General features: G+C 57.6%; 1 pseudogene. It reads right to left on the bottom strand.

The annotated features are described in order from the left end of the window. Nucleotides 1-182: 182 nt before the first annotated feature. Nucleotides 183-667 (bottom strand): annotated as a pseudogene (locus HMPREF3149_RS13295) (IS21 family transposase); the annotation flags it as partial.

The raw sequence follows: 667 nt of genomic DNA, 5'->3' as shown, positions 1-667 counted from the left end.
CGCGACTTCTTTATCGAGTGCGTAGAGCACTTTTTGGGAAAACGTCCATGCGTCGAATGCGGGATCGTTGGCGATGTCGATGACGCTTCTGCCGAAGGCAGTCATCCGCAGCGCGGTGAAGTCGGCCAAAACGGATTCATCAAGGAAGCGATCTGTTGGCGGGGTTGGTGATGACATGGGCTTTAGTTTCCTTTCTGAGTGAGGTTGTCCATGCTGAACTGTTCTGCACCGCCGAGAAACGCGCCGGTGGTATCCCGGTCGCAGGGTGCTGGGCCGGTGTGCTGATTGGTTGTGGTGCTGCGCGGGGGCTGGTCTAACCCGCTAGGCCGTGTGGCGTGTTCTTTGCGTACGGCGGCCATCATGTTTTTGACCGCGGTATAGGACACCGCCCGTCGGCTGTCGTCGCTGGCGGTCAGGCGCTGGCATGCCTCTTCCAGGATTGGTTTGTTGCCGTGTTTGCCCATTGACAGCACGTTTCTGCAGGACTGGTATGCCTGGGCCGGGATGGCTTTCGCCGCGATAAGTTCTTCGATGACTTTGCGTGTTGCCGGGCCGGTTTTGCTGGCTTCGCGATAAAAGTAGTCGCTTGTCCACAGACCACGGGTGGAGTCCATTCCAGATGGAATGTGCTCATAGTCAGTGACATAGGCCCCACGCTTATGCGAAA

The sequence above is a fragment of the Corynebacterium sp. HMSC05E07 genome, from assembly GCF_001807225.1.
In the GTDB taxonomy this organism is placed as follows: domain Bacteria; phylum Actinomycetota; class Actinomycetes; order Mycobacteriales; family Mycobacteriaceae; genus Corynebacterium; species Corynebacterium singulare.
The sequence above is the reverse complement of the archived record's forward strand: the minus strand, read 5'-3'. Positions and strand labels throughout refer to the sequence as shown.